This window comes from Agarivorans sp. B2Z047 (assembly GCF_023373605.1).
In the GTDB taxonomy this organism is placed as follows: Bacteria; Pseudomonadota; Gammaproteobacteria; order Enterobacterales; family Celerinatantimonadaceae; genus Agarivorans; species Agarivorans albus.
This window is the reverse complement of sequence record NZ_CP088080.1, coordinates 450,168-475,480: the sequence shown is the minus strand read 5'-3', so window position 1 is coordinate 475,480 and position 25,313 is coordinate 450,168. Positions and strand designations below refer to the sequence as shown.

General features: G+C 45.9%; 28 protein-coding genes. 22 read left to right on the top strand and 6 right to left on the bottom strand.

Going from position 1 to position 25,313, the window contains the following annotated elements:
- Positions 1-159 precede the first annotated feature (159 nt).
- The 6 genes from LQZ07_RS02250 (at position 160) to LQZ07_RS02225 (ending at position 4,724) form a co-directional block, all read left to right on the top strand.
- On the top strand, positions 160-1,581 hold the full coding sequence (locus LQZ07_RS02250; protein ID WP_152782993.1) for a hypothetical protein: 1,422 nt from the start codon (positions 160-162) through the stop codon (positions 1,579-1,581).
- A gap of 102 nt (positions 1,582-1,683) precedes the next feature.
- Positions 1,684-2,472, top strand: coding sequence for a response regulator transcription factor (locus LQZ07_RS02245; RefSeq protein ID WP_152782991.1), 789 nt, complete (start codon positions 1,684-1,686; stop codon positions 2,470-2,472).
- Between the two features lie 69 nt (positions 2,473-2,541).
- Positions 2,542-3,354, top strand: a complete 813-nt coding sequence (locus tag LQZ07_RS02240) for an ion transporter (RefSeq protein WP_152782989.1) — start codon at positions 2,542-2,544, stop codon at positions 3,352-3,354.
- A 145-nt stretch (positions 3,355-3,499) separates the two neighbouring features.
- Positions 3,500-3,733 (top strand): hypothetical protein, encoded by a 234-nt coding sequence (locus LQZ07_RS02235; RefSeq protein WP_016403128.1) that lies wholly within the window; start codon positions 3,500-3,502, stop codon positions 3,731-3,733.
- 200 nt (positions 3,734-3,933) lie between these two features.
- A complete protein-coding gene (locus tag LQZ07_RS02230; protein WP_152782987.1) occupies positions 3,934-4,266 on the top strand; it encodes an immunity protein Tsi6 family protein in 333 nt (110 codons plus the stop codon).
- An 89-nt stretch (positions 4,267-4,355) separates the two neighbouring features.
- A complete protein-coding gene (locus LQZ07_RS02225) occupies positions 4,356-4,724 on the top strand; it encodes a hypothetical protein (protein WP_040307490.1) in 369 nt (122 codons plus the stop codon).
- Between the two features lie 113 nt (positions 4,725-4,837).
- Here LQZ07_RS02225 and urtE read toward each other — a convergent pair whose 3' ends face one another.
- The 5 genes from urtE to urtA all read right to left on the bottom strand — a co-directional run bounded on the left by urtE (position 4,838) and on the right by urtA (position 10,555).
- Positions 4,838-5,533: an urea ABC transporter ATP-binding subunit UrtE gene (urtE, locus tag LQZ07_RS02220; RefSeq protein WP_016403127.1), complete on the bottom strand. Its 696-nt coding sequence runs from the start codon at positions 5,531-5,533 to the stop codon at positions 4,838-4,840.
- An 11-nt stretch (positions 5,534-5,544) separates the two neighbouring features.
- On the bottom strand, positions 5,545-6,303 hold the full coding sequence (gene urtD / locus LQZ07_RS02215; protein ID WP_016403126.1) for an urea ABC transporter ATP-binding protein UrtD: 759 nt from the start codon (positions 6,301-6,303) through the stop codon (positions 5,545-5,547).
- A complete protein-coding gene (gene urtC / locus LQZ07_RS02210; RefSeq protein ID WP_152782985.1) occupies positions 6,296-7,492 on the bottom strand; it encodes an urea ABC transporter permease subunit UrtC in 1,197 nt (398 codons plus the stop codon). The genes urtD and urtC overlap by 8 nt, the downstream gene beginning before the upstream one ends.
- Before the next feature lie 3 nt (positions 7,493-7,495).
- Complete coding sequence (gene urtB, locus LQZ07_RS02205) at positions 7,496-9,103, bottom strand: urea ABC transporter permease subunit UrtB (RefSeq protein WP_016403124.1); 1,608 nt, start codon at positions 9,101-9,103, stop codon at positions 7,496-7,498.
- Positions 9,104-9,259: 156 nt separating this feature from the next.
- Positions 9,260-10,555, bottom strand: coding sequence for an urea ABC transporter substrate-binding protein (gene urtA / locus LQZ07_RS02200; protein ID WP_152782983.1), 1,296 nt, complete (start codon positions 10,553-10,555; stop codon positions 9,260-9,262).
- Positions 10,556-10,938: 383 nt separating this feature from the next.
- Here urtA and LQZ07_RS02195 point away from each other — a divergent pair, with 383 nt between their 5' ends.
- The 9 genes from LQZ07_RS02195 to menE all read left to right on the top strand — a co-directional run bounded on the left by LQZ07_RS02195 (position 10,939) and on the right by menE (position 18,051).
- Positions 10,939-11,823, top strand: coding sequence for an urease accessory protein UreD (locus tag LQZ07_RS02195; protein WP_152782981.1), 885 nt, complete (start codon positions 10,939-10,941; stop codon positions 11,821-11,823).
- A gap of 20 nt (positions 11,824-11,843) precedes the next feature.
- Positions 11,844-12,146, top strand: coding sequence for an urease subunit gamma (ureA, locus tag LQZ07_RS02190; protein WP_016403121.1), 303 nt, complete (start codon positions 11,844-11,846; stop codon positions 12,144-12,146).
- Positions 12,147-12,168: 22 nt separating this feature from the next.
- Positions 12,169-12,492 (top strand): urease subunit beta, encoded by a 324-nt coding sequence (locus LQZ07_RS02185; RefSeq protein WP_152782979.1) that lies wholly within the window; start codon positions 12,169-12,171, stop codon positions 12,490-12,492.
- Complete coding sequence (gene ureC, locus LQZ07_RS02180; protein ID WP_016403119.1) at positions 12,489-14,195, top strand: urease subunit alpha; 1,707 nt, start codon at positions 12,489-12,491, stop codon at positions 14,193-14,195. The genes LQZ07_RS02185 and ureC overlap by 4 nt, the downstream gene beginning before the upstream one ends.
- Positions 14,196-14,206: 11 nt before the next feature.
- Complete coding sequence (ureE, locus tag LQZ07_RS02175) at positions 14,207-14,653, top strand: urease accessory protein UreE (RefSeq protein WP_016403118.1); 447 nt, start codon at positions 14,207-14,209, stop codon at positions 14,651-14,653.
- Entirely contained in the window at positions 14,653-15,321 is a 669-nt protein-coding gene (locus LQZ07_RS02170) for an urease accessory protein UreF (protein ID WP_152782977.1), read from the top strand. The genes ureE and LQZ07_RS02170 overlap by 1 nt, the downstream gene beginning before the upstream one ends.
- A 26-nt stretch (positions 15,322-15,347) precedes the next feature.
- A complete protein-coding gene (gene ureG / locus LQZ07_RS02165; RefSeq protein ID WP_152782974.1) occupies positions 15,348-15,983 on the top strand; it encodes an urease accessory protein UreG in 636 nt (211 codons plus the stop codon).
- A 23-nt stretch (positions 15,984-16,006) separates the two neighbouring features.
- Positions 16,007-16,570: a HupE/UreJ family protein gene (locus tag LQZ07_RS02160; protein WP_152782971.1), complete on the top strand. Its 564-nt coding sequence runs from the start codon at positions 16,007-16,009 to the stop codon at positions 16,568-16,570.
- Between the two features lie 74 nt (positions 16,571-16,644).
- A complete protein-coding gene (menE, locus tag LQZ07_RS02155) occupies positions 16,645-18,051 on the top strand; it encodes an o-succinylbenzoate--CoA ligase (RefSeq protein WP_194164141.1) in 1,407 nt (468 codons plus the stop codon).
- On the opposite strand, the gene LQZ07_RS02150 is transcribed toward menE, so the two are convergent.
- Positions 18,021-18,230: a hypothetical protein gene (locus tag LQZ07_RS02150; protein ID WP_016403113.1), complete on the bottom strand. Its 210-nt coding sequence runs from the start codon at positions 18,228-18,230 to the stop codon at positions 18,021-18,023. The two genes, menE and LQZ07_RS02150, sit on opposite strands and share 31 nt — an antisense overlap.
- Positions 18,231-18,516: 286 nt before the next feature.
- Between LQZ07_RS02150 and LQZ07_RS02145 the strand changes: the two genes are divergently transcribed.
- From LQZ07_RS02145 to torA, 7 genes are all read left to right on the top strand, one after another.
- Entirely contained in the window at positions 18,517-18,900 is a 384-nt protein-coding gene (locus LQZ07_RS02145) for a hypothetical protein (RefSeq protein ID WP_016403112.1), read from the top strand.
- Positions 18,901-18,949: 49 nt separating this feature from the next.
- A complete protein-coding gene (locus tag LQZ07_RS02140) occupies positions 18,950-19,807 on the top strand; it encodes a LysR family transcriptional regulator (protein ID WP_152782965.1) in 858 nt (285 codons plus the stop codon).
- On the top strand, positions 19,797-20,594 hold the full coding sequence (locus LQZ07_RS02135) for a LysR family transcriptional regulator (RefSeq protein WP_152782962.1): 798 nt from the start codon (positions 19,797-19,799) through the stop codon (positions 20,592-20,594). The genes LQZ07_RS02140 and LQZ07_RS02135 overlap by 11 nt, the downstream gene beginning before the upstream one ends.
- Before the next feature lie 44 nt (positions 20,595-20,638).
- Complete coding sequence (locus tag LQZ07_RS02130; protein ID WP_152782959.1) at positions 20,639-21,253, top strand: tRNA-uridine aminocarboxypropyltransferase; 615 nt, start codon at positions 20,639-20,641, stop codon at positions 21,251-21,253.
- A gap of 117 nt (positions 21,254-21,370) precedes the next feature.
- Positions 21,371-21,541 (top strand): trimethylamine N-oxide reductase system protein TorE, encoded by a 171-nt coding sequence (gene torE, locus LQZ07_RS02125; RefSeq protein WP_016403108.1) that lies wholly within the window; start codon positions 21,371-21,373, stop codon positions 21,539-21,541.
- 58 nt (positions 21,542-21,599) lie between these two features.
- Positions 21,600-22,781: a pentaheme c-type cytochrome TorC gene (gene torC, locus LQZ07_RS02120; RefSeq protein ID WP_152782956.1), complete on the top strand. Its 1,182-nt coding sequence runs from the start codon at positions 21,600-21,602 to the stop codon at positions 22,779-22,781.
- Between the two features lie 13 nt (positions 22,782-22,794).
- Entirely contained in the window at positions 22,795-25,263 is a 2,469-nt protein-coding gene (torA, locus tag LQZ07_RS02115) for a trimethylamine-N-oxide reductase TorA (protein WP_152782953.1), read from the top strand.
- Positions 25,264-25,313 lie beyond the last annotated feature (50 nt).

Genomic DNA, 25,313 nt, shown 5'->3' with positions numbered 1-25,313 from the left:
AGGCGCTCATTTCTGTAATGATAAGTCGGCTCGCTCAAGAGCCTTTTGTGTCCTTAGAACACTTAACCTGTGACAAACCAAGCCTGTTTATTTGCTCGTATTTATAAACAGAGTTTGAACTAGCTTTTAGGGACTTTTTCTACATGATGAGGGATTAATATGTACCCACGACTGTTCACTAGTTTACTCGCCACCACCGTACTCTTCGCTTGTGGCGGCGGAGGCGATGATAGTACCCCTAGTAACACCCAGTTATCTGGTCTCGCTATCGATGGTTATATTAGCGGAGCAACAGCCTTTCTCGACATTAACTTCAACGGCCGATTAGATGCAGGCGAACCTAGCGCACTAACCAACGAGAACGGCCAGTACGACCTAGCGTTAACAGGCAGCGACGCAGATTGTGCAGACTATGCCCCAATAATTATTGATGTACCAGTAGGCGCGATTGATAGCGATTATGGTGAAGTAGAGGAAGCTTATCAACTTAGTTATCCACCTGCCTTTGCAATACTCAGTGAGGATGATCTCAAAGCGACTACACCGCTAACCAGCATAGTATGGAACAGCGTTGAAGCTGAGTTAGTTGAGATGGGTGAAGCAACTACCTGTGCAGAGCTAAAAGCCAATTACAGTTTGCAGGAAGATATAACCAAGCGTTTAGAGGAACAAGAATGGCGGGTAGCTCGTCGCTACAACATCACCGTAGAAGAGCTTTACAGTGACTATATCGCGGAAGCAAACGCTGAGTTACATGCTTTCGCTCAAGAGCTCGTGCCAGGCTTGCAAAAGTCTTATGAGGACACAGCAGACCTTTACCAAAGCTACCCCGATGCTTTCTACGTATACGTAGAGTATTACTTGGGTAAATGGTTTGACGACGAAAATGAAGCGCAAGCTTGGTACCGCGAAGAATTTGTCGCCTACGATAACTCTAACGTTAGAATGGTAAATGCAATGAGCCCAGACCTTGAAGATTTAGGGCAAATGATGAGCTACTCAAGCATGGAAATGCATAGCAATGAACAGATAGAGTATGAAATTGTTCACGATGTATCTCGTCAGCGAGACAATATGTTGCTGTGTAACACTCACGAGTTTTACGAACAAAACCGTCCTACTCGCTATGCTGTAGTCAATCAATATCAAGATACTCAAGCAGAACAACTTGACTGCTTTACCGGAGGTTTTGAACAAGCTTTAGTCAACCAAACTGCCCATACCAAAGTATTCGACAGCAATGGTGATTTGGCCACCTATTCCTACCATGTATATAACAACTATGAAACGCTCGGTTTAAGTTCATTGATTGGCTTATATGGTAATATCGACCAGCTTGATGGCAGCGAACTAGACGTGCTTAACTTCATATCTACTGATTTTGAAAACACCGATAACTACGAAGCTGATAGCTGGATTCGCCACAAAAATAGTTTTAACCAAGGCGAACAAGTGGCTACCCAGCATGACAGTGACGGTTTATGGATTGAAACAACTCTCCATGAAAATGGCACTTACAGCATAAGCTGCGGACCACAACAAGCTATGCAGGTAGTTGAATCTGTAGAACTGTGTTACTAAAACGTCTTCTTTGATGAAGGTCTCAGCAGACCTTCATCAGTTGAAGATTTGCTACTATTTAGTGATAAAACAATTATTCCCAACAATGCACCAATAGACAGAATGTCACAAACAAAGCACCCTCGAACTCCTTTCGAAGAATTATTGCTTGAGCAATCAGAGCAGCTAATGCAGACAGGTCCTGCCCAATTCACCACTGTTTGGCAACATTTAGCCGACCCTGCCTTAACGTTTTTTGGGCTAGATCGCGTTACTTTGTTCCCTAATTCAATGATATTAGTGAATGCAGAAAACACCTTGCATCATGCAGTTGACTGGTTAAATCCTGCAACTATAAATGACTATATAGACGACAACGATAAACACCTAGACTACTTAAAGAAGGTAGAGCAAGCCAAAGAGCCAGTTCTTTTTAGTGAAGTAGAGTTAGCTTCTAGCAATGATTTTGTTCTGCAAAAGCTGTATCAAGAAGGAGCGTGTTTGCACTATATTGTGCCGCTATCACTACACGGTGAGCGCTGGGGCGCTTTGGCATCAAGCATGTTTAAAAAAACACTCTGTAATTGCTCACAACCCTCGACAGATATTGAACAGCTAAAACTTATTGGTAACTTATGGCTTAGCCACTGGCAACACGCCAAAGTGCTAAGTAGCGTAAGTGAAAATGCCCCTTCCCGCACCGCCGATCACCATAAGGTTCTTAAGCTCAGTCCGAAGCAGGTTAAGGTTCTATCATTATTGGCTCAAGGCTATTCAGCAAAGCAGGCAGGAAAAATGCTAAATTTAAGCCCGCGCACCGTTGAGTCACACAAGTATCGCTTAATGGCCCAGCTAGAATTACACAGCCCAATGGAGATGGTGCTATTTGCAGTAAGAAATCACCTCATCTAGTGCTTGAGTTCGCCCACCAGTATGCGGCAAAATTGCTAACAGCATTTCATAACACCGCAGTAACAAACATTGAACACTAATAGCCAAAACCTGCAAACCCAATTTGAACGCCTTAAACGTAACAAGCTGTTTGAGTTGTTTGTAATTTCGGTGATCTTAATTTCTGCCTTACTCATTGGCGCAAAAACCTACTCGCTGCCGCCTAAAGTTATTACTGCCACCATCATACTCGACTACCTCATCACCCTGTTTTTTGTGGTCGAAATTAGCATTCGCTTTATTGCCGAGCCCAATAAAAAGCACTTCTTTAATAACTTCTGGAATGTCTTCGATACCCTAATTGTATTGGTAAGCCTAGTCCCTATCGAAAACTCTGAACTAGCTATAGTTGGTCGCCTAATTCGGGTATTTAGGGTACTGCGAATGGTGTCTATAATTCCCGAGCTGCGTATCTTGCTTACCTCGCTGGTTAAAGCCTTGCCGCAACTGGGTTACGTAATGCTGCTAATGTTCATCATCTTCTACATCTACGCCGCCATTGGCAGCACCTTATTCGAAACCATTAACCCAACACTGTGGGGCGACATTGCCATCTCCATGCTCACCTTGTTCCGGGTGATGACCTTCGAAGATTGGACCGACGTAATGTACGAAACCATGCAGGTATACAGCCTAAGTTGGATCTACTTCCTTAGCTTTATCTTCCTGTCGGCGTTTGCCTTTCTTAACATGGTGATTGGCATTGTGGTAAATGTGATGGAACAAGAACACGCTAAAGTACGTGAAGAAAAAAGCCTCGCCGAAGGTACCAACGAGCCGAGCCTGCGAGAGTTACAGCAAGAGCTAAGCGAGATAAAAGCGCTGCTTAAGCAGCAAAAATAGTGACTTAACAAAAAAGCTTGAGGGTAGATAAGCCCTTGAGCTTTTTACTCCAAGTAGTAAAAGCGAGCAAACATCAAACAAAACCTTGCTCCAAGCCAAATGATAGTTAATGATAACTATTCGCAACAAGTGTTTGGACATTACCATGAAACATCACTCTTCAACATCACCAAGGATCCAGCTAAGCCTCTCAGTAGATAAGCTACAACAATTGCTTGCTCAGGGAGCAATTTGTATAAATGACTTGGCCGACATACAGCCAGAAGCCAAGCACGTGCTATGGAAGCTTTGCCTGCAAAACTGCAAATCCGGCGCATGTGAGCGGCGAGCAAAAGCAGTGAATGATGAAGAAAGGCTTAAGGTTAAGAACCTCGATTAACTGCTAATGGCCTAAAGTTTGCGACGGCATAACCAAGTTAATAATCAAGAGCTAGCTTGTGGCCATTTGAACGAATAATATCCTTTAATACTTCTCCGAAACCCTGCAATATTTAAACAATGCTATTAAATACGAAAGGTGGAGACCTTCAATATTTACTACAGATCCCGATGCATTCGATTTAGATTCAAGGAAATACTATGGCCAATAATTTCATGACGGAAGAACAAAAAAAACTTTGGATAGATGAAGCTATAGCTATTACAAACAATCGCTTAGATAGCAATTACAAAAATTCAGATTTATATAAGTATATTATGAATCAGTTAAACTATATAAATGATTGTATTTCAGGTGAGTCTTCGGGGGAGAAATTGTCCAAAATAAATATTGGGCATATAGCAGTTAGAGAGATATCTCCTAACGACGAAGTATATAGCACAGCTTTAACAAAGGCTTATTTTATAGCGTCATATATGGAAAAAGGTAAAGAGGTTCCGTTAGTAGATGAACACGGAAACATTAAGGAATAGAAAATATGTTAAAGATAATTTTGACGCTTAATACAAAGATAAAAATATAGAGCACTCGTAGGGCCAACATCGCAAGGAAATACTAGATAATGAGTAGTAATAAAGAGGAAGACACAACCTTTTTTGACATCTTTTCTCGCCGAGAAAAGGGGCCTTGGATATTACTATTGATAAACTTCGGGATATCTTTTTTGCAATTTTTTTTAGGCAATATAGCGGATGACAAGTATGGAAAAATGCCGAACTTTATAGCGTTAACCGTAATTACATTCATACTCACTTTATTATCTGTGAATGTATATCTAAAAATGTCAGGAAGAGGCTTTTTTGTTGGTGGCTCTCAGGGGCGATACACTGAAAAGAAATATGATAAAAAGGGTTATATAGCCACACTATATATAACTACTTGTGGCATCGTATATTTAACTTTAGCTATACAGCTTCTGTTTTATCCTTAAAAAAGAATAAACACGCTAAGCAGCTAACGGTTACAAAATGAATCCTTGATAAGTGAACCAGCACAAAAAAAGCCGCTCTAGTGAGCGGCCATATCATTAACGCGAGTTAATATCTAAACACTCATCCAACGTTTCACATCGGCTTCATCTACTTCGTCTTTGCTGCCCTGCAATACCACATTGCCGCGATCTAATACGGTATAGTTGTCGGCAAGCGCTACAGCAAAATCAAAATATTGCTCTACTAATACAATCGCCATTTCGCCGCGATCGCGCAGTAGTGCCAATACCTTTTGGATGTCTTTAATAATGGAGGGCTGAATCCCTTCGGTAGGCTCGTCTAGCATTAATAATTTAGGGCGCATGATTAAAGCGCGCGCTATCGCTAATTGCTGCTGCTGGCCACCCGATAAATCGCCGCCACGGCGCGCCAGCATTTGCTTTAGCACCGGGAACAAACGAAAGATTTCGTCGGGAATAAAACGCTCCGATTTAGGCAATACCGAGAACCCAGTTTTAAGGTTCTCCAGCACCGTTAGTTGACCAAATATCTCACGCCCTTGCGGTACAATCGCAATGCCTTGTTTAGCACGTTGCGCCGCCGACATTTTGCTAATGTCTTTACCGTTAAACATAATGCTGCCGGCGCTAATGCTTTGCTGACCCGCTAACGCTTTTAGCAGCGTGGTTTTACCCACACCGTTGCGCCCGAGTACACAGCTTATTTTGCCCGGCTCGGCACTTAGGCCTACATTGTAAAGCGCTTGGCTAGCCCCGTAATGACTATCTACTTTAGAAAGTTCTAACATTCCGTCGCCTCCTAGCGCCCTAAGTAAACTTCAATGACTTGCTGATTTTGCTGCACTTGCTCAAGGGTGCCTTGGGCCAATACCGAACCTTCGTGCAATACCGTTACTGGGCAATCTAGTGCTTTTACAAAATCCATGTCGTGCTCTACCACCACTAAAGAGTGCTTTTTAGCTAGCTCTTTAAACAGCTCGGCGGTGAGGGCGGTTTCTTCGTCGGTCATACCGGCGGCGGGTTCATCAATGAGCAATAACTGTGGCTCTTGCATAATTAACATGCCAATCTCTAGCCACTGTTTTTGACCATGCGACAAAGAGCCAGCTAACCATTCTTGCTTATCTGCTAAACGAATCAGCGCTAAAGTATCGCCAATTTGCTTATTGTCGCTAGAGGACAGTTTATGCATCAAAGATTCAAACACACCACGGCGTCCGGCCAAGGCTAATTCGAGGTTTTCGAATACCGTTAGGTTTTCGATTACCGAGGGTTTTTGAAACTTACGGCCAATGCCAATGTTGGCAATTTCGGCTTCGTCGTGCTGGGTTAAATCGATATCGTTATTAAAAAATACCGTGCCTTCATCGGGGCGAAGCTTGCCAGTAATTACGTCCATCATAGTGGTTTTACCAGCACCATTGGGGCCAATAATCGCGCGCATTTGCCCAGGCTCTAAAATTAACGACAAGCTATTTAGGGCTTTAAAACCATCGAAGCTTTTGGTTACACCATCTACATACAAGATGGTGTCTTGAGGAATATGTACACTACGCATTTACTGCACCCTCCGCTGGATCGGCTTTTTTCTCGGTTGCTGGAGTTGGCTCAGTTACAGCTGCAGTGCTTACCTTAGTTGCTGCTCTTTCTTGCAACTTAGCTTTGATACTGCCATACAAACCCACCACGCCTTTTGGCAACCACAAAGTCGTTACCACAAACAAAGCGCCTAAGAAGAACAACCAAAGCTCTGGGAATGCACCGGTAAACCAAGATTTACCAAAGTTAACCAGCAGCGCACCAAATACCGCACCAAACAAAGTGCCTCGGCCACCTACGGCTACCCAAACAATGCTTTCGATGGAGTTAAGCGGCGCAAATTCACCCGGGTTAATAATGCCCACCTGCGGCACATACAAAGCACCAGCTACGCCAGCCAACATGGCAGAAACTACAAATACAAACAGCTTAAAGCGCTCTACGCGGTAACCGATAAAACGGGTACGGCTTTCGCTGTCGCGCACGGCAATTAATACTCGACCAAGTTTTGAATTCACAATCCAGCGACACAATACATAAGCGCCAGCTAAGGCTAGTGCACTTAAGGCAAACAACACCGCTCGGGTTGAGTCTGCTTGCAAGCTAAAGCCTAGAATGTCTTTAAAATCGGTTAAGCCATTGTTACCGCCAAAACCCATGTCATTACGGAAAAATGCCAACATCAGCGCATAAGTAAGGGCTTGGGTAATAATCGACAAGTACACACCGGTGACTCGTGAACGGAAGGCTAAGTAACCAAAGATAAAGGCCAAAATGCCCGGTGCCAAAAACACCATCAACATGGCAAAGGGGAACATATCAAAACCCAGCCAATACCAAGGTAATTCCGACCAATCGAGGAATACCATAAAGTCTGGCAATTCTGGGTTAGCGTACACACCACGATCGCCAATTTGGCGCATTAAGTACATGCCCATGGCGTAGCCGCCCAGTGCAAAAAAGGCACCGTGACCCAAACTTAAAATACCGCAATAACCCCACACTAAATCCACTGCAATGGCCAACAAGGCATAACATAGGTATTTACCCAACAAGGTTACCCAGTAAGAACTAAGGTGCAAAGGGTTCTCGGGGCTAAGCGCCAAACTCATTAACGGCACCAAAATCGCCGACAATAACAAAGCCAGCAACATGGCGTTGCCCACTTTGTCTTTTACTAAAAATCGAACTAATACAGACTTAGGCATGCTTTAGTCCTCCACCGTACGGCCTTTCAAGGCAAACAAGCCTCGAGGACGTTTTTGAATAAATAGAATGATGAACACTAGAACCAAGATTTTGGCTAATACGGCACCGGCAAACGGTTCCATTAGCTTGTTCGCCACACCTAAAGTAAGTGCGCCAATCACGGTGCCAAATAGGTTACCCACGCCGCCAAATACCACTACCATGAAGGAATCGATAATGTAGTTTTGGCCCAAGTTTGGTCCCACGTTGGTTAACTGACTTAAAGCCACTCCAGCAATACCGGCAATGCCAGAGCCTAAACCAAAGGTCATGGCGTCTACCCAGCTTGAACGAATACCCATAGAGTTGGCCATTGGGCGATTCTGAGTTACCGCACGCATTTGCAAACCAAAGAAGGTTTTACGCAAAATGGTCCACAGTAGTGCCACTACCATAAAGCTGAAGATGATGATGTAGAGACGGTTGTAAGTAAGTGACAACACGCCGTTTATCTCTAGCGAGCCGCTCATCCATTGAGGCGTAATTACTGCTTGGTTTAGCGGACCAAAAATACTGCGAACCGCCTGCTGTAAAATAAGGCTTAAACCAAAAGTGGCTAGTAGTGTTTCTAGCGGGCGGCCATATAAGAAACGAATCACACCACGCTCAATTAATACACCTACCAAACCAGACACTAAAAAGGCCGCAGGAATTGCCACCAGCAACGACCATTCAATGTTGTTTGGCATTAATTGCTGCACCACATAGGTGGTGTAAGCACCCAGCATGATCATTTCGCCGTGGGCCATGTTAATCACGCCCATCACACCAAAGGTAATCGCAAGGCCAACCGCTGCCAACAACAGCACCGCACCTAAGCTCAAACCAAAGTAGATGTTCTCGGCCACGCTATTTATTTGTAACAGCTGGTCATTAGTGGCAATGGCTTTATCAATGGCGGCTAATACTTGAGGCTCTTGCTCGCTAGCTTGCTGTTTAACTAATACGTTACGAGAGGCCGGGTCTAGTTGGCCAGCCAGTAGCTCGGCCGCAGCCAAACGCTCAGCAGTTTCGCCAAATTGCAGATTAATAATCGCCTGCATTTCTTTAAGTTTGGCAATTACCTTTTCATCTTGCTCGGCTACAAGACGTTGCTCGATAAGCGGCGTATGAGATTGGTCAGCGGTATTCATTAGTGAACGAATCGCGGCAATTCGAGCGCTAGACTCATCGGCGTTTAAACCAATTAGTGCTAAACCACTACGCAGCTGACGGCGGATTTTGTTGTTAACCGAGATTTTCTTAATAAGAGATTTTTTAACGCTACCTAAATCAGCGCCATCAACCACAGAACTTAAGTTATAAAGGCTGCCTTCTTTTACCGCTACTACCACTTTTTTATCGGATTTTTGGTAGTACAAATTGGCGCTTAATAAGCTTTCGAAGATCAAACTGTTACGCTTGTCTCCGCTAGCAATTAGCTGTTCAATAGCTTGTTGTTTTTGACTATTTTTTTTTGCAGTTAAGGCCTGCACTGCCTGCTCCCAATCACTTGCTGCAGCTGGTAATACCCAAAGCATGAGTAAAACACCGGCCAACAAGCGTGCGAAGCGAGATATGTATATGCTCAAAACAATCCCTACTCTTGATTGATTCAATACAAAAAAGGCGCTACCGATATTACTCAGCCGCGCCTTTTAAAAAGTGCCCTTAGGCACTTAGCTGTTTACGCGTACCTAGGTTCTATTTGTCTTTTGGGCTGTTGAGCTCAAAAGCGCAACAGTTCCTTAGTAGTTTTGACCAGAACATTGGCCAGTTTTGATGTTGAAGTTGCCACACTTAATTGGGGCAGTCCAATCAGCAACAATAGTGGCCGATTCAGTTAGGTGGTCAGTCCAAGCATCACCAATTACGCCACCAGCAGTTTGCCATACAGTGTCGAATTGACCGTCAGCTTGAATCTCACCAATAAGCACTGGCTTAGTTAAGTGGTGGTTAGTGTTCATTACTGCGTAACCGCCAGTTAAGTTAGGAACAGTGATACCGTACATTGCGTCACGCACTGGATCAGTGTCTGTAGTACCGGCTTTTTCAACTGCTTCAGCCCACATTTGGAAACCAATGTAAGTTGCTTCCATTGGGTCGTTAGTTACACGCTTGTCGTCGCCAGTGTAGGCTTTCCAAGCTGCAATAAACTCTTCGTTAGCTTCGCTGTCTGCGCTTTGGAAGTAGTTCCAAGCCGCTAAGTGACCCACTAGAGGAGCAGTATCAAAACCAGATAGTTCTTCTTCACCTACAGAGAAAGCAACTACTGGAATGTCTTCAGCCGAAATACCTTGGTTAGCTAGCTCTTTGTAGAAAGGAACGTTTGCGTCACCGTTAATGGTAGAAACAACCGCTGTTTTCTTACCTGCACCACCAAATTTCTTCACATCAGAAACGATTGTTTGCCAATCAGAGTGACCAAATGGCGTGTAGTTAATCATGATGTCAGCTTCAGCTACGCCTTTAGACTTAAGGTAAGCTTCTAAGATTTTGTTAGTGGTACGTGGGTATACGTAGTCGGTTCCGGCTAGTACCCAACGTTCTACACCTTCTTCTTCCATTAGGTAATCAACCGCTGGAATCGCTTGCTGGTTTGGCGCAGCGCCAGTGTAGAATACGTTTTTAGAGCTTTCTTCACCTTCGTACTGAACTGGGTAGAAAAGCATACCGTTTAGCTCTTCAATTACAGGAAGTACTGATTTACGAGATACCGAAGTCCAACAACCGAAGATAACGTCTACTTGCTCTTTATCTAGAAGCTCACGTGCTTTCTCGGCAAATAAAGGCCAGTTAGATGCTGGATCAACCACTACAGGTTCTAGCTTCTTACCTAATAAACCACCCTTTTTGTTTTGCTCTTCAATCATCATAAGCACGGTGTCTTTCAGTGTTGTTTCACTGATAGCCATGGTGCCTGATAACGAGTGCAATACGCCTACTTTAATGGTTTCTGCGGCTTGGGCTGCATTCATTGAGAAGGCAAGTGCTACACCACTTGCAACCGTTGCGATCTTCTTCCATTTGCTATGTTGTGTCATTGCTATATTTCCTATTTTTTATAGTCCTTTAGAGCATGCGGTACCTCATGCAATGCTAAGGTAGCTAGAGCACCGACTATGCCAAGTAGAAAATAACAATTAAAAACAACAACTTAATGAAATTATTTATATATCATTAGTAATTCAACGCACAAAACATGAGCGTTTGCCTCAAATAAACGCACCAAAATGATCGTACAATAAACAAACACCAAACAAACGCACCAATTTGGCCAGTGCGCACCAAAATGATCCACCCCAAGCTGCTGATTTTGCGCTATTTTGAATAGGAGCCGCTCTTAGGTTAGCTCGATAAAACTGGTTTAGTTCTTGCTCTATTAAGCAGAGGAAAATTCACTTCCAGCCATGAAAGAAGGATAACAGTGAGTCAGCAAAAGCAAACCGCATGCAGCAATTCGCACGCTCCCATTAAGCAAGGTTGGGTAGCCACCCTTGATTTGGGCTTTGCCCCTATCGCTAATAAAACTCGCTTAACCTTAAACCAAAGCCAAGGGCCTTTGCGGGTACAGCGCCCTTTTCACCCAGAGCTGGCTGCACCAGATTGTTGCCACGTGTATTTATTACACCCACCCGGTGGCTTGGTGGCGGGCGATCACCTACTGATGAACGTGGAATGCCTAGCTGGCAGCAAAGTAGTACTCACCACGCCGGCATCAGGCAAGTTATACCGCTCTAACTTGGCCCGCCAGCAGCAACGCCAAGAGCAACGATTTCATTTACAAGACAACAGCAGCCTAGAGTGGCTGCCACCAGAAACCATTGTATTTAATGGCGCGCAAGGCCGCTTAGACAGCCACTTTATGTTGCAAGGTAATGCTCAACTTGTCGCTTGGGAAATTACTTGTTTAGGCCGTAAAGCCAGCGACGAAGATTTTGACCACGGCGAGTTGATGCAATCCATCAAGGTGTATCGCGAACAGCGCCCATTGCTGATTGAGAATACCCGCATCGATAACGCCAATACTGCTGCTAACCCAGCAGCCTTGGCTGGCAAACACGTATACGCCTGCATGTTAGCCACAGTAGATTTGCTCAGCGAATTAGCCCAAAAGCAGTTATTAGAAGATTTACGCGAACAACTAGCGTGCGCAGAGGTGGGCATCACATTAGTGCGCGGCCTTATCATTTTGCGCTATTTAGGGGACAACGCCGAGCAAGTAAGGCAAGAGTTTGAAGCGGCTTGGGCGCTTATTCGCCCGGTTACGCTTGGTCACCCAGCGGTTCGCCCCCGAATTTGGAATACTTAATTTAATACTACGAGGCAGACATGGAATTAACCCCAAGAGAGAAAGACAAGTTATTGCTGTTCACCGCCTTTTTGGTCGCCGAGCGACGTAAAAACAAAGGGCTAAAACTTAACTACCCCGAAACCGTGGCTTATCTCTCGGCCAGCATCGTAGAAGGCGCGCGCGAAGGGCGCAGTGTTGCCGAACTAATGAGCTGGGGACGCACCTTGCTAAGCCGTGACGATGTAATGGATGGCATTGCTGAAATGGTGCATGAAGTACAGGTGGAAGCCACCTTCCCCGATGGCACCAAACTGGTCACCGTGCATAACCCAATCCCTTAGGCTACTTGTAGAGGAACAGCAAATGATACCCGGAGAACTAATCATTGATGATGGTGACATTGAGCTAAACCAAGGTTTAGCCACTGTAACTGTAGATGTTGCCAACAGCGGCGATCGCCCAGTGCAAGTAGGCTCACATTACCACTTCGCCGAAACTAACCCCGCCCTGCATTTTGACCGTAAAGCCGCTTTAGGTTTTCGTCTAAATATTGCCGCCGGCACCGCAGTACGTTTTGAGCCAGGCCAAAGCCGCCGCGTAGAACTGGTGGCCTTAAGTGGCAAGCGCGAGGTATACGGTTTTAGAGGGGAAGTAATGGGCAAACTAAGTGACGAGGAACAAGCATGAGCAAAATGGATAAACGCGCCTATGCCGAAATGTTTGGCCCAACCGTGGGTGACAAAGTACGCCTTGGCGATACCGAGCTAATCATTCAAGTAGAAAAAGACTACGCCCAATACGGCAGCGAAGTGAAATTTGGTGGTGGTAAAGTAATTCGTGATGGCATGGGGCAAAGCCAAGCCAGCTGCGCCATGGTGCCAGATACCGTAATTACCAATGCCCTTATTTTGGATCACTGGGGTATTGTAAAGGCAGACATTGCTCTTAAAGACGGTCGTATTCAAGCCATTGGTAAAGCGGGTAATCCCGATATTCAAGACAACATTGATATCGAGGTTGGTGCAGGTACCGAGGTAATTGCAGGTGAAGGCCAAATAGTGACTGCTGGCGGGGTCGACTCGCACATTCACTATATTTGCCCACAGCAAATTGAAGAAGCCTTAATGTCGGGCACTACCACCATGTTAGGGGGTGGCACCGGACCCGCAACCGGAACCAATGCAACTACCTGTACCCCTGGCGCCTTTCACTTAGGCAAAATGCTGCAGTCGGCAGATTGTTTCCCAATGAACCTAGGCTTTTTAGGCAAGGGCAACGCCAGTCTACCGCGTCCCTTAGAAGAGCAGCTTATGGCCGGCGCCATGGGCTTAAAATTGCACGAAGATTGGGGCACCACTCCGATGTCTATCGACAACTGCTTAACTGTTGCCGAAAACTACGACGTGCAAGTGGCCATTCATACCGACACCTTAAATGAATCCGGTTTTGTAGAAGATACTATCGCCGCCTTTAAAGGCCGAGTCATTCATACCTACCACACCGAAGGCGCAGGTGGCGGCCACGCACCCGATATTATTACGGCCTGTGGTTTAGATAATGTGTTGCCATCATCGACTAACCCAACTCGCCCCTACACCATTAATACCGTAGACGAGCACTTAGACATGCTAATGGTATGTCACCACCTTGATCCGGCTATTCCCGAAGACGTGGCCTTTGCTGATTCGCGGATCCGTAAAGAAACCATCGCCGCCGAAGACATCTTGCACGATTTAGGCGCATTCTCGATGATCGCCTCAGATTCGCAAGCCATGGGCCGAGTAGGCGAAGTGATTACCCGTACTTGGCAAACCGCCCACAAAATGAAAGTACAACGTGGTTTATTGCCAGAAGATAAAGAAATTGGCTGCGATAACTTCCGTGCTAAACGCTACATTGCCAAATACACCATTAACCCGGCCATAACCCATGGTATTGCCCATGAAGTAGGCTCGGTTGAAGTGGGTAAACTGGCAGATTTAGTATTGTGGAAGCCTGCCTTTTTTGGCGCTAAACCCTCGTTAATTATTAAAGGGGGAGCGATTGCTGCCGCACCAATGGGCGACCCTAATGCGTCAATCCCCACGCCACAGCCGGTACATTACCGCCCAATGTTTGGCGCTTACGGCAAAGCGATGAGCGAAACCCGCGTCACCTTTGTAAGCCAAGCGGCATTAGATGCAAAAATTGATGAAACCCTAGGCCTAACTAGCCGCCTAGTGGCTTGTAAAAATACCCGCAGCATTAAAAAGCAAGACATGGTGCACAACCACTACCAACCGCATATGGAAGTGGATTCGCAAACCTATGAAGTGCGCGCCGATGGCCAATTGCTTGAATGTGAACCCGCTGCCGAGCTACCACTCGCTCAGCGTTATTTTTTGTTTTAAGGAGAGAATGAATGTTAAAGGTGTATCAAACCCTCCATCACTACCACGGCCCAGTGCATCACCAAGTGGTGTTGAGTTACGAGTTGCGTAAAAAAGCACGCATTAAAGCGCAAACCGAAACCAAGCAAGATATCGGCTTTTTCTTAGAGCGTGGACAAGTGCTACAAAATGGCCAAATGCTCGAAGCCGATAATGGCGAAGTGGTTGAGATTAAAAGTGCCGACGAGTTGGTAACCACTGCCTATAGCGATGATCCACTAATGTTCGCCAAGGTCTGTTACCACTTAGGTAACCGCCATACACCACTGCAAATTGGTGAAGGTTGGGTGCGCTTTCAGCCAGACCATGTATTGCAAGACTTAGTAGAGCTTTATGGGCTACGAGTAGAGCAGCACCAGGGCCCATTTGACCCAGAAACCGGCGCTTATCACAGCCACTTGCCAGGACATAGCCACTAATGACTAGCATGGCGCAACTTCAGCTAATGCGTTTGGTTAGCCCCAGCTTACCGGTAGGTGGTTTTGCCTATTCGCAAGGCTTGGAATACGCCATAGAAAACGGCTGGGTGAATAACCCTCAGCAGCTAAAAAGCTGGATCAGCGGTTGTTTAGAGGCAGGGCTAGCCTGCCTCGACATTCCGATGCTGGCGGCACTGTATCAAGCCTGCAAAGCGCAAGACTTTGCTAAGTTTGAGAGCCTAAATTTAGAACTTATTGCCAGCCGAGAAACCCTTGAGTTGGAGCTAGAAGATGTGCAAATGGGCAACGCCTTACGCACCTTGCTTAGCCAACTCGATGAGGCAATTACCGCCCCGCTCAGCCAAGAATCGATGAGCTGGACTAGCATGTTCGCTTTGGCTGGTGTGCATTGGCAAGTAGCGCTTGATGAATTAGCCGACGGCTACCTATGGACTTGGCTAGAAAACCAATTAGCGGTAGCCGGTAAAACCCTGCCGCTTGGGCAAACGGCCTGCCAAAAACTACTTAGCGAGTTACTGCCGTTGCTACCACCAGCACGCGAGTCGGGCTTAGCTTTACCTTTTGATCAAATTAGCGGGTCGTTACCAGCATTAAGCTTGGCTAGCGCCCTTCACGAAACCCAATATTGTCGGCTGTTTCGCTCTTAGCGTAGCCACAAAAAAGAGGAACCATAATGAGCATAAAACAAACCTTACGTGTAGGTGTCGGTGGCCCGGTAGGCTCAGGCAAAACAGCCTTACTTACAGCGCTATGTCGCGAGCTAAAAGACCGTTTCAACCTAGCGGTTGTAACCAACGACATTTATACCAAAGAAGATGCCCAATTTTTGCTGCGCAATGATGCCCTCGCTGAAGACCGCATTTTGGGTGTAGAAACCGGTGGCTGCCCACACACCGCCATTCGCGAAGATGCATCGATGAATTTAGCAGCGATTGCCGAGCTTAATCGCCGCCATCAAGGCTTAGATTTAGTGCTAGTAGAAAGCGGCGGCGATAATCTAAGTGCTACTTTTAGTCCCGAGTTAAGTGATTTAACCCTTTACGTGATCGACGTAAGTGCTGGTGACAAAATTCCCCGTAAAGGTGGCCCAGGCATTACAAAGTCTGACTTATTGATCATCAATAAAACCGATTTAGCCCCGCATGTTGGCGCCTCGCTAGAAGTCATGGATCGCGATGCTAAAAAAATGCGCGGCGAACGCCCATTTGTATTTAGTAACCTTAAAACCAGCGAAGGCTTACAAACCATTATCAACTTTATTATTGAGCAAGGCATGCTAGAAGAATCTAGCCCTGCTACTGCCAACTAGTTTTAAATTACAAGGAACCTACCATGAAAAAACTACTTACTTTGGCTGCAGGCCTACTCATTAGTTTGCCCAGCTTTGCCCACGAAGGACACCACCATGGCTTAAGTGAAGGCTTGTTACATCCACTTACTGGTTTAGACCACCTAATTGCCTTAAGCCTAATTGGTTTATTAGCTAGCCAAACTGGCAAACTTAAGTTGAGCTTGGCGCAAAGTGTATTTGCGTTGATTGTGGCAGCGGTTGTTGCCAGCATGGGTTTTGTACCACCAATGTTAGAGACAGGCTTGGCTATTTCTTTACTGGTTATGGCGGTATTAGTGGCTAAGGTATTGCCAAAAGCAGCTAGCCTAGCTGGTTTAGCAGTATGTTTAGTGGCAGCCTTACACGGCGCAGCCCATGGTAACGAAGTGCCTGCTGGCGCAGACATGAAGCTATTCTTTGCAGGCTTTATTGCGAGCTCAATTGCCCTTATTAGCGGCGGTTACTTGTTAGGTAAAGCTGTGCAAAAATCGACTTACGGTCAAAAAATCACTCGCACTATTGCCGGTTTCGCTGGTGCCTTTGGTGTAACTGCACTGCTTGCATAAGCCCCCAAAAAACTGCGTCGCTGGCGATGTTTGCCAGCGGCGACAAGCTTCACAATTTGCGGCATAATGCTGCTATGAGCGCCCATTCTTTGTCTACCCACGCACTGCAACTGCAAAGCCAAATTCGCCCAGAACATATTGCCCTGAGCATTGGCCAACAGCAGCTTAGCTATCAACAGCTTTATGTCATGGTAAAAGCCACGGCTGAACAGTTGCGTCTGCAAGGCGTGACACAAGGCTCTAGAGTGTGCTGCTTTGGTGAAGATCCACTGCGTATGCTGCTGTTGCAGCTAGCTAGTTTGGAACTAGCCTATATCTTTTGCCCGCTTAATCATCATCACCCGCTCTCGCAATTACAGGCTTTAAGTGAAACCGTAGACTGTCAGTTTTATTGGAGTGATTTAGATTACAGCTTACAGCAAGCTAAGCGAGTAGAGTTTAACCCACACCAACACCTTAGCTGCTCTGCCAGTATTGAACTCAACAGCGAAGCCCCAATGAGTATGGTGTTTACCTCTGGCAGCAGTGGCCCGCCTAAAGCCGTGGTGCACTGCTGGCGAAATCACTACTACAGTGCTCAGGGCTCGCAAGCGATGATTCCTCTAAAGCACCAAGACCAATGGTTATTGTCTTTACCGCTTTACCATATTGGCGGCCAGGCCATTGTATGGCGCTGCCTACTAGCTGGCGCGCGCATAGTTGTGGCACAAAACAAAGGGCGAGTATTTCCTGATTTACTGGGCAGCGACACCACCCATGTATCGTTGGTGCCAACTCAACTTTATCGGCTACTCACCCAAGCAAAATTTTGGGCGCATAGCCTTAAACTCAAACACATCTTAATTGGTGGCGCAGCTTGTAACGACAGTTTATTGGAAGAAGCCATTAGCCGCGGCTTTCAAGTTTATAGCTCCTATGGCAGCAGTGAAATGAGCTCGCAAATTGCTACCCGCCATCACCGCTTAGGCCAAAGTGCTTATCAAATTTTGCCGCATCGCCGCGCCAAGATACATCAAGGCGAGATTTACCTACGCGGTAAAACCTTGTTCTTGGGTTACTGGAAAAATGGCGAAATTTTAAAAGCCTGTGAACCTGATGGCTGGTTTAACAGCGGTGATAGAGGGTTAATCGAAGGCGCGCACTTACACACTCTGGGGCGTAGCAATAACATGTTTATTTGCGCTGGTGAAAACATTCAACCTGAAGAAATAGAGCTAGCACTATTGCAACACCCAATGATCAATCAGGCGGTGGTGGTGGCACAACAAAACAGTGAATACGGCCAATGTCCGGTGGCGTTTATTAACGCAGAACAAAAGCTTAGTAAGCAGCAGCTGAATCTGTTTTTACGTCAGCAGCTTGCGGCGATCAAACTACCGATCGCCTATTTTGAATTACCAGCTCACAACTCGCTGAAACCTTCGCGCAACGAGTTGAGCACCTTGGCTAATCACAAGTCTAGTTGTTGTGACCAGTGTTGAAGTTCGGAAATGCTAATCCAAGATTGTTGATAGGCGTGTTGTAAGGCACTGTGTTGCTGCTCTTTAAGGCTTAAGTGGGAATCAGGAACAAAGCAGCATGCTCCTTTAAAGAATTGTTCTCTTTCTGCTAAGTAACGGCTTAACAACCCGGTATTGGCGAACGCTTGTTCTGTTCTCATAAGCACTCCTTACGACTAAAAATAGCTAGCGCTTAGAAGCTGAAGAGCCAAATAAAATCACTCTCAACAACTTCATAAAGTAGCCGACCAACAATTGGAAACAACCACTTACCTTACATTTAGCACGCATTTACCCCCTCAACAAGCACTATTTCGCAGCATTTAGCCAATTTAGCTTAGCCTGTCACGATATCTGGGCAGGGCTGTCGATAAAAGCAACAGCCTAGTGGTTTACCTTGTGATGAGCTATCTCTAGAATGCTCGACAAACAATAAATGAGGTAACTATGAAAATTGCAGTATTTGGTGCTGGAGCACTTTGTTTAGTGGCATTTTCGAGCAATGCTAATCCAGAGCTTGGGGTAATGGTAGGCAGCGACAATGGTATTAGCGCTCAGTTTAACGATATTCGAGTGAACCTAGGACTTAACGACTTCTCTTTAAGTGGCGATAAAATTATTGGTTTTCCTGAGCAACAATACTTTTATTACGGCTTTGGCGGTAAATGGAGCGATCACCACCATCATAAGCTAGGCGCTCGTGCAGTGTTTGGCGCGCATACTGTGGTTGATAAATTTCGATTCTTTGCCGAGCTACAACCGATTGTGTATGTGATTGACGATCTTGAAGTGAAGCTCGAAGCCAGCGCAGGTGTTCGCTACATGTTCTAACAGCTCAGCCATTCTCTGCTAGCCTTAAAAGATACTAAGATCATGGCCTATGAGAATGCAGCACACGGATATTGGCTTGCTCAGTCGGTTTGTTAAAGCCTATGAGCAACGCCACCATTACCCAGAGATGACCAGCTCTAGCAGCAGAAAAAAGATTTTCTCCGACTTAGAGCAATCATTAAACTGCACGCTATTCGATCCCGACTACAGCCGCTTAAACGAACAAGGCCAACAGCTTTACCAGCGCGCTAAGCAACTACAACTGCAACTAGATAACTTTCTGCAAAGCCCTGTAGATAAACCACAGCCTCAACAAATCGTTATTGGTTTAGACGAATTTGTACCTAGCCAAAGCTTATTACAATGTTACCCGCGCTTTATTAGCGAGCTCTCACTACAACAACTAAAACTGGTGCAATTAAGCAGCCGCCAACTCCAGCAGCAATTGGTTAATGGCAATATCGACATAGCACTGCGGGTGGCGCAGCAAAACAAGCCGCCTAAAACGCATTCGCGCCGCTACTGTAATTTAAGTTTGGCTCTGGCCTGCGCTGCTCGCCATAGTTTGAGCAAACATCAGCAGCTCAGCGCCGAGCAGCTGCAGCGCCATCGTCAACTGTGTTTAAGCCATTTACCCTTAGAGTTACAACTTAATCGAGTAAGCTGCTGGCAGCTCAGTCACCGTGAAATGTTGCACGATTTGCTAGTACTTGGAATGGGCTGGGCCATCGCTCCGCGTCATTGGTTGGAGTCCAGTTTTCGTAATGGCAGCTTAATAGAATTACACCTAAGTAATTACTTCTCACCAACCAAGTTAGAAATAGAAATCCTTTGGCTAAATAGCCAGCACGACAGCCAAGTAGCGCAGTGCTTAAACCTGTTAAGTTTGAGTGCCTATGATGGATGAACAAGCCAAACAAGCAGCCTTAGAAGCCTTTGTTTACCTCGCCAAGCATGGCAATTTAATAAAGTGTGCCGAGCAGCTTAAGTGCACCGAAATACAGGTAATACAGCGGATTGACCAACTAGAAAAGCAACTCGCCTGCTGCTTGTTCAACCAACACGCTGCACCTTTCCCACTTAGCTCAGCGGGGCTTGCCTTAATAGAGCAGGCTGAGTTAATAGTAAGCCGCTACCACGAACTGCAACGCCACTGCCGCCATTTACAACTAGGCAAGAGCCTCAAGTTAAGCATTAGCTATCAAGCCTGGTTTCCTAGTCCGTGGCTTACCTTGTTAGCCAACCAATTACAGCGCTTTGATCCCTTACTGGATTTGCATTTCAGCGGGAATAGTCAGCAACATGTTCACTTTAGCTTTTCTGCGCAAAGCCAACAGAACAATACTCAAGTGCTTAGTTGGCGCCCTGCCAAATTGATAAAAGTAGCCCACCCCAAGTTAGTTAATCATCAGCAACGCTTTGATGGCCACTTAAAGCTATTTGATATTCGCGAGCCGCAGCAAAGTAATTTGTTTATTGGAGAGACCTTATTGCTGGATGCGCTAGAAGCCGCTTTAGGCTGGGCAATTTTGCCACAAATAAGTGTCGAATCTCGGCTCGCCGAAGGACAACTAAAAGCTTGGCCTGATTTAATCGCAGAGTTACCGACCTACTTACATTTGTCTCATCACTGCCCAGAAGACATTAAGACCTGGCTACTGCAACAACAAGCAGAGTATTGTGAATTACCCTAAACAATAGCTTATAATTAGCCCGCCTTTATTAATCTAAGAGATCAATGAGTCGAGTTCGTTGCCAGCGCTGCTTGCGCCCTCAAAGCCACTGTTTATGCGCAAATATCCCCAGTTGTTCACATCGTCATCCGGTGATTATTTTGCAGCACCCCAGCGAACAACAACATGCTAAAAGCACCGCTCATCTAGCTTGTTTAGCTCTGGATAATGCAACGATAATAGTGGGTGAAAATGCCGACGATTTTGCCGATTTAAAACAGCAAGTGGAACAAGCTCCACATCAATTTTTGCTGATTTACCCTAGCCAAACCAGCCAAGCTTTAGAGCAGCTAAGCAATACTCAAAAAGCGGCTTACACCGCAGACAGCTCCCCCGCCACAATATTGCTACTTGACGGCACCTGGCGAAAAGCCAAAAAATTATGGCACCTCAATCCCTGGCTACAAAGTTTAGAACAATTTCATTTCGAGCATGCCCCAGAAGGGCAATATAAAATACGAAAAACCTCGATAGATAAAGGCTTATCCACCATAGAAGCTGTTGGATACGCATTAAATCAGTTAGAAATGTTTGACCCTACTCCTTTAGTGGGTATACTACGCGCCCTTACAAACCAACAACTTTCAGCAATGCCAGCGGCGGTAAAAAAACGCTACTAAATTGCTGCTGCTCAGTGACACAGATAAGCACAAAAAACAGCCGTGAAACTGGTCAAACTTACATATCAAGACTAAGTTAAATTTATATACATAACATTAATGTAGGAGTGCTTTTGCATGTCTAAGAATAATGTGGTGGAAGACAGCCCCAGCAAAATGGATGAGTGGAAGGTATTTCTATTTATCGCCGTTGTGCTTTTTCCTATTTTGGCAGTGGTCACCGTAGGGGGTTATGGCTTTATCGTTTGGATGCTCCAGATAATGATGGGTCCGCCGGGACACGGTTAATAACTCTGCTCTTTCTTTTTTAATAACTAAATAATTCGCAGCAATGTGAGACACCACCATGAAAAATATGCTGAAGAAATTTTGGTCAATAGTGAGCAAACCAAGCGTACATTTAAGCTTTGGTTTTTTGACTATTGGCGGATTTGTTGCTGGTATCATTTTCTGGGGCGGCTTTAATACCGCACTAGAAGCCACCAATACCGAAGAGTTCTGTATTGGCTGCCACGAAATGGCCGACAACGTTTATGTAGAACTGCAAGACACGGTGCACTGGAAAAACAACTCAGGTGTACGTGCCACTTGTCCAGATTGTCACGTACCCCATAATTGGACCGACAAAATCGCTCGCAAAATGCAGGCCTCTAAAGAAGTATACGGTGCAATATTTGGCACCATTAATACCCGTGAGAAGTTCTTAGAAAAACGCGGTGAACTAGCCCAACACGAATGGGACCGTTTCACTGCCAATAACTCCTTAGAATGTAAAAACTGTCACAACTACAACAGCATGGACTTTGACTCCATGTCTGAGCGCGCCCAAGTGCAAATGAAAATGGCCGCCGAGCGCGACCAAAGCTGTATTGACTGCCACAAAGGTATTGCCCACGAACTACCAGAAAACATGAATTCGGGTGATGGCACCTTAGCCAAACTCGAAGAGATGGCAACATCGGGTTACAAAAAAGGCGAAACATACTACAGCGTGCGTCAACTGCCAATGTTCACCAACGCCGAACTTAGTGAAGAAGCTGGCCAACTTAATGCGGCTACTGCAGTTAAGGTTCTCGACATTAAAGGCGATGCCATTCAGGTAGAAATAGACGGCTGGCGTAAAACCAAAGGTTTTGGTCGAGTACTGTTTGAAGACTTTGCCATGAACATTAACGATGGCTTCTTAACCAAAGAAGTGGCTCAAAACGACAGCATTATGCAAAAAGGCGAAACCAAAGAAGATGACTTAACTGGTTTGCCGTGGCAGAAGGTATCAATCACGCTATGGATGCGTAACGGTTCACTTACCGATTCACGCGACACCCTCTGGCAGTTTGCCAAAACCACTTATGATACGGCCTGTAGTGTATGTCATACCCAGCCTGCCGAAAATCACTTCGACACCAACACCTGGCCAGGTATGTTTAACGGTATGTTGTCGTTTGTGAATTTAGACGGTGATACTCAAGCGCTGGTATTGAAATACCTTCAAAAACATTCATCAGATTTTTCTGACGCTGGCCACTAACAAGGAGATTAACATGGCAATTACTCGTCGCGGTTTTCTCAAAGGCATTTTAGCCACCAGCGCTAGTACTTTGATCGGCCCAAGTTTATTGGCAGTATCTAACGATGCAGCCGCTGCTGAAACAGCCGGAAGCTGGAAGGTTTCAGGCTCACACTGGGGCGCGTTTCGTGCCCGCGTGTATGCAGGCAAAGTGCAAGAAATAAAACCCTTTGAAGCTGATAAATACCCCACCGAAATGCTCAAGGGCATTAAAGGTATTTTGTATAGTCCTTCTCGTATTCGCTACCCAATGGTGCGCTACGATTGGTACTTAAAACGCAACAAAAGTGATACCTCGCAGCGCGGTGATAATCGCTTTATTCGGGTCACTTGGGACGAAGCTCTAGACCTGTTCTACCAAGAGCTAGAACGTGTACAAAAAGACTATGGCCCTTGGGCCTTGCATGCCGGCCAAACCGGTTGGCGTCAAACCGGCCAAGTTCACTCCTGCGGTAACCACATGCAACGTGCAGTAGCCATGCATGGCTTCTCGGTGAATAAAGTGGGCGACTACTCTACCGGTGCAGGGCAAACCATTATGCCTTATGTACTTGGTACCACTGAGGTGTACGCGCAAGGTACTTCTTGGCCTTTGATTTTAGATAACAGTAAAACAGTTGTCTTATGGGCCACCGATTTGATGAAAAACCTACAAGTAGGTTGGGCCTGTGAAACTCACGAATCCTTTGAATATTTAGAGCAACTTAAAGAGAAAGTTGCTAACAAACAAATTCGGGTAATTAGTGTTGACCCTGTCCGCACTAAAACTCAAAAGTACCTCGATTGTGAGCAGCGTTACGTTAACCCACAAGCCGATGTACCGTTTATGCTGGCTATCGCCCACACGCTTTATACCGAAGAGCTGTACGACAAGGAATTCCTCAATACCTATGCCTTGGGTTTTGAAGACTTTATTCCTTATGTAACTGGCGAATCTAAAGACAAAGTAGAAAAAACACCAGAATGGGCAGAAGCTATTTGTGGTGTACCAGCCGATGAAATTCGAGAATTTGCCCGCTTATTAGCTAGCGACCGTACCCAGCTTATTTTTGGCTGGTGTATTCAACGTCAGCAACATGGCGAGCAGCCTTATTGGATGGGCGCGGTTATCGCAGCCATGTTGGGGCAAATAGGTTTACCGGGTGGTGGAGTTTCTTATGCTCACCACTACAGCTCTATTGGCGTACCGTCTACCGGTGCGGCAGCGCCTGGTGCATTCCCACGTAATCCAGACAAACCTAATGAGCGGGTTCATATGAACCAAGACTTTAAAGGCTATAGCAGCACCATTCCGGTAGCGCGCTGGGTTGATGCCATTATGGAACCTGGCAAAGTGATAAACGCTAATGGCGCAAAAATCACCTTACCCGACATCAAGATGATGGTGTTCTCTGGCTGTAACCCTTGGCATCATCACCAAGATCGCAACCGCATGAAGAAGGCCTTCCAAAAGCTGGAAACCGTGGTCTCGATAGATTTTACTTGGACCGCCAGTTGCCGCTTCTCAGATATTGTATTGCCAGCGTGTACCCAATGGGAGCGTAACGATTTAGATCTGTACGGTTCTTACAGCAACCGCGGCATTATTGCCATGCACAAGTTGGTTGATCCACTGTATCAATCTAAAACCGATTTTGAGATTTTCACCTTACTTACCCAACGCTTTGGTAAGAGTAAAGAATACACCCAAGGTAAATCCGAAATGGAATGGGTGAAGCAACTTTATGATGAGTGCGCCGCGGCCAACAAAGCTAAGTTTGATATGCCAGACTTCATGACCTTTTGGAAAGAAGGCTGGGTAGACTTTGGCAAAGGCGAAAACTGGACCCGCCAAGCAGACTTCAGAGAAGATCCTGAAATTAACGCTTTAGGCACGCCATCTGGCTTCATTGAGATATTTAGCCGCAAAATCGATCGCTACGGCTACGACGATTGCCAAGGCCACCCAATGTGGTTTGAAAAAGCCGAACGCTCGCACGGCGGCCCAGGCTCTGAAGAATTCCCCATTTGGCTGCAGTCTTGTCACCCCGACAAACGTCTGCACTCGCAAATGTGTGACTCAGAAGAGTTTCGCGCGACCTATGCAGTGCAAGGCCGCGAGCCATTGTATATCAACCCAGAAGATGCCAAGAAGCGTGGCATTAAAGATGGTGATTTAGTTCGAGTGTTTAACAAACGTGGGCAATTGCTGGCTGGCGCGGTAGTGTCTGAAGACTACGCCAAAGGCGTTGCCCGCCTGCAAGAGGGTGCTTGGTATGGCCCTGTGGATGAAACCATTGGCGCACTAGATACCTATGGCGATCCTAATACCCTAACCATGGATATTGGCAGCTCGCAATTAGCTCAAGCCACCAGCGCAAATACCTGTTTGGTTGAATACGAGAAGTTCACCGGTAAAGCACCTGCGGTAAGCTCCTTTGGCGGCCCTAAGGAGATGTCGTAAAAATAAAGCTTCCAATAACTAATTTATTAGTTATTGGAAGCTCCTTAATT

Coding starts and splice junctions, on each gene's coding strand:
- LQZ07_RS02250 (WP_152782993.1), top strand. CDS start 160: ATGTACCCACGACTGTTCACTAGTTTACTCGCCACCACCGTACTCTTC.
- LQZ07_RS02245 (WP_152782991.1), top strand. CDS start 1,684: ATGTCACAAACAAAGCACCCTCGAACTCCTTTCGAAGAATTATTGCTT.
- LQZ07_RS02235 (WP_016403128.1), top strand. CDS start 3,500: ATGAAACATCACTCTTCAACATCACCAAGGATCCAGCTAAGCCTCTCA.
- LQZ07_RS02230 (WP_152782987.1), top strand. CDS start 3,934: ATGGCCAATAATTTCATGACGGAAGAACAAAAAAAACTTTGGATAGAT.
- LQZ07_RS02225 (WP_040307490.1), top strand. CDS start 4,356: ATGAGTAGTAATAAAGAGGAAGACACAACCTTTTTTGACATCTTTTCT.
- urtE (WP_016403127.1), bottom strand. CDS start 5,533: ATGTTAGAACTTTCTAAAGTAGATAGTCATTACGGGGCTAGCCAAGCG.
- urtD (WP_016403126.1), bottom strand. CDS start 6,303: ATGCGTAGTGTACATATTCCTCAAGACACCATCTTGTATGTAGATGGT.
- urtC (WP_152782985.1), bottom strand. CDS start 7,492: ATGCCTAAGTCTGTATTAGTTCGATTTTTAGTAAAAGACAAAGTGGGC.
- urtA (WP_152782983.1), bottom strand. CDS start 10,555: ATGACACAACATAGCAAATGGAAGAAGATCGCAACGGTTGCAAGTGGT.
- ureA (WP_016403121.1), top strand. CDS start 11,844: ATGGAATTAACCCCAAGAGAGAAAGACAAGTTATTGCTGTTCACCGCC.
- LQZ07_RS02185 (WP_152782979.1), top strand. CDS start 12,169: ATGATACCCGGAGAACTAATCATTGATGATGGTGACATTGAGCTAAAC.
- ureC (WP_016403119.1), top strand. CDS start 12,489: ATGAGCAAAATGGATAAACGCGCCTATGCCGAAATGTTTGGCCCAACC.
- ureE (WP_016403118.1), top strand. CDS start 14,207: ATGTTAAAGGTGTATCAAACCCTCCATCACTACCACGGCCCAGTGCAT.
- LQZ07_RS02170 (WP_152782977.1), top strand. CDS start 14,653: ATGACTAGCATGGCGCAACTTCAGCTAATGCGTTTGGTTAGCCCCAGC.
- ureG (WP_152782974.1), top strand. CDS start 15,348: ATGAGCATAAAACAAACCTTACGTGTAGGTGTCGGTGGCCCGGTAGGC.
- LQZ07_RS02160 (WP_152782971.1), top strand. CDS start 16,007: ATGAAAAAACTACTTACTTTGGCTGCAGGCCTACTCATTAGTTTGCCC.
- menE (WP_194164141.1), top strand. CDS start 16,645: ATGAGCGCCCATTCTTTGTCTACCCACGCACTGCAACTGCAAAGCCAA.
- LQZ07_RS02150 (WP_016403113.1), bottom strand. CDS start 18,230: ATGAGAACAGAACAAGCGTTCGCCAATACCGGGTTGTTAAGCCGTTAC.
- LQZ07_RS02145 (WP_016403112.1), top strand. CDS start 18,517: ATGAAAATTGCAGTATTTGGTGCTGGAGCACTTTGTTTAGTGGCATTT.
- LQZ07_RS02140 (WP_152782965.1), top strand. CDS start 18,950: ATGAGAATGCAGCACACGGATATTGGCTTGCTCAGTCGGTTTGTTAAA.
- LQZ07_RS02135 (WP_152782962.1), top strand. CDS start 19,797: ATGATGGATGAACAAGCCAAACAAGCAGCCTTAGAAGCCTTTGTTTAC.
- LQZ07_RS02130 (WP_152782959.1), top strand. CDS start 20,639: ATGAGTCGAGTTCGTTGCCAGCGCTGCTTGCGCCCTCAAAGCCACTGT.
- torE (WP_016403108.1), top strand. CDS start 21,371: ATGTCTAAGAATAATGTGGTGGAAGACAGCCCCAGCAAAATGGATGAG.
- torC (WP_152782956.1), top strand. CDS start 21,600: ATGAAAAATATGCTGAAGAAATTTTGGTCAATAGTGAGCAAACCAAGC.
- torA (WP_152782953.1), top strand. CDS start 22,795: ATGGCAATTACTCGTCGCGGTTTTCTCAAAGGCATTTTAGCCACCAGC.